Here is a 2,471-nt window from a genome sequence, read left to right on the forward strand (position 1 = left end):
CGCGATCGCCAGGTTGGCCGCCAGCGTGGATTTGCCGACCCCTCCCTTGCCGCTCGCCACTGCGATCAGTCGCCGTGCCGTCCGCTCGGCGGTGACGGCGATGCGGACTTCCGCCACGCCCGGCAGCGCCGCCGCCGCGCGCACCCGCAGCTCCAACGCGTCGCGTTCGTCCGGTGCCAGCCCGCTCGCGTCGAGCACCACGCCGACGCGTGCGCCGTCGACCCGCACGGTCGCCCGCGTGCCCGCGACCGCGGCCACCGCCGCCTTGATCTCGTTGATGTCGATCATACCTCGGGACTTAGGACCGGAGCCGGCGCGCGCCACTGTTTTTCAATCCCAAGCATCCTTATAAAGCTTTCATGACGAGCATCCGGGGCTGGTTCGGCCGCCCGACCATATTGAAGGCAAATCCCTGGGGCGGCGATGGCGGTTCCGGCGGCGGTGGGGGCACGCCCACCCCTCCCCGCAATCCATGGGCGGTGCCTCCCGGCGGCCGCAAGGGTCCCCAAAAGCCGACCGCGCTCGACGAGTTCCTGCGCAAGGCGCGCGGACAGGGCGGCGGCGGAGGCGGCGGTGGTTTGCCAGCAAGGTTTCCCAACCCCCCGCCGCGCACGGTGTGGCTGATCGGCGGCGGCGTAATCCTGCTGTTTTGGATCCTTTTCACCTCCGTCCACAATATCGCGCCGCAACAGCGGGCGGTGGTGACGACCTTCGGGCAATATGCCGGAACCCTCGAGCCGGGCATTCGCCTGACGCTGCCTGCTCCCTTCTCCTCGGTCGAGAAGGTCGACGTGACTGCGTTCCGCGAGGAGAATTTTCCCGATGGGGGCGGCGAGAACCTCGTCCTGACCGGCGACCAGAACCTGATCGACCTCGCCTACTCGGTCCGTTGGAACATCGGCGACCCGGAAAGCTACATCTTTCAGCTCGCCGATCCGACCGCGACCGTGCGTGCAACCGCCGAAAGCGCGGTCCGCGAGGCGGTGGCCAACGTCACGCTCGACCAGGCGATCGGCCCCGGTCGCACGCTCGTCGAGCAGCAAGTCCGCGACCGGATGCAGCGCGTGCTCGACGAGTACAAGTCGGGCATCCGCATCCAGGGCGTCGCTATCAAGCAGGCCGACCCGCCCGAGCGCGTCAACGAGGCGTTCAAGGACGTGACTGCTGCGCAGCAGGATGCTTCGACCGTACTTAACCAGGCGCAGGCCTACGCTCAGCAGAAGCTGGCGCTTGCGCAGGGCGAAGCCGCCTCGTTCAACGCCTATTACGCGCAGTACATCCTGGCACCGGAAGTCACCCGCCGCCGCATGTATTACGAGACCATGGAGGCCGTGCTGGCCAAGACCGACAAGACGATCGTCGAGACCCCGGGCGGCGTGACGCCCTACCTGCCGCTCGATCGCGGTCGTCGCCCCGCCGAGCCGCCCGTCGCGGCGCGCGAGGTGCCCAACGCCCCAACCGGTGCCGCTCAGCCGGGAGCGGGCCAGTGAACCCCGCGCTTTTCCGCAACCCGGTCGTGCTCGGCGTCCTGGCGCTGCTCGCGGTGATCCTGGCAGCGGCGACCTTCGCCGTCGTGCCCGAGACCAAGCAGGCGGTCGTCCTCCGACTCCAGGAGCCCGTCCGCACGATCAACGAATATCGGCCGGGCGAGCAGTTCGGCCGCACGGGCGCCGGGCTCATTGCGCGCATCCCTTTCTTCGATCGGCTCGTCTGGGTCGACAAGCGCGTGCTCAATGTCGAGCAGGATGACCAGCAGGTCCTGTCGTCCGACCAGCTCCGGCTCCAGGTCGATGCCTTCGCGCGCTTCCGCGTCGTCGATCCGCTGTTGATGGTGAACACCGCGCGTTCGGAGACGGGCGTCACCGATGCGCTTCGTCCGCTGCTCGGTAACGCGATCAGGAACGAGCTCGGCCGCCGTCCCTTCGCTGTCCTGCTCGGCAACGAGCGCGAGGGGGTGATGAACAACATTCAGCGCGAACTCGACCGCGTCGCGCGGCAGTACGGCGTTCAGATCGTCGATGTCCGCATCAAGCACGCCGACCTGCCGAGCGGCTCTCCGCTCGAATCGACGTTGCAGCGGATGCGGACCGCGCGTCAGCAACAAGCGGCGACCATTCGCGCGCAGGGTCAAAAGCAGGCGCAGATCGTCCGCGCGGAAGCCGATGCCAACGCCGCCCGCATCTATGCCGAGGCGTTCAACAAGGACGCTGGCGCTTACGACTTCTATCGGGCGATGCAGAGCTACCGTCGCACTTTCGGCGCGGACGGTGGGCCGGAGCCCGGCGGGTCGACCTCGGTGATCCTGTCGCCCAACAACGACTATCTCCGCAATTTCCAGGGACGACGTTGATCCGGCCGGCTACTTGAAACGGGAGCGGCATCGTATGACATCGCCGATCACATTCAAACGGCGTTAAGGCTGAACCGGCCACGCGCTAGGTTGCTTACCGAACGTCCGATCGAGAGGAACG

General features: G+C 67.4%; 3 protein-coding genes. 2 read left to right on the top strand and 1 reads right to left on the bottom strand.

The features are described 5' to 3' along the window. Positions 1–288: P-loop NTPase (locus ACFE71_RS15525; RefSeq protein ID WP_375429659.1), on the bottom strand; the 288-nt coding region annotated here is incomplete at its 3' end. Positions 289–359: 71 nt separating this feature from the next. Here ACFE71_RS15525 and hflK point away from each other — a divergent pair. Both hflK and hflC read left to right on the top strand, forming a co-directional pair. Further along, complete coding sequence (gene hflK / locus ACFE71_RS15530) at positions 360–1,490, top strand: protease modulator HflK (RefSeq protein ID WP_375429660.1); 1,131 nt, start codon at positions 360–362, stop codon at positions 1,488–1,490. Further along, the gene (hflC, locus tag ACFE71_RS15535) at positions 1,487–2,350 is read left to right on the top strand and encodes a protease modulator HflC (protein WP_375429661.1); all 864 of its coding nucleotides are present in this window, start codon (positions 1,487–1,489) and stop codon (positions 2,348–2,350) included. Before hflK ends, hflC begins: the two co-directional genes overlap by 4 nt. Positions 2,351–2,471 lie beyond the last annotated feature (121 nt).

It is taken from the genome of uncultured Sphingomonas sp. (assembly GCF_964237155.1).
Classification (GTDB): domain Bacteria; phylum Pseudomonadota; class Alphaproteobacteria; order Sphingomonadales; family Sphingomonadaceae; genus Sphingomonas.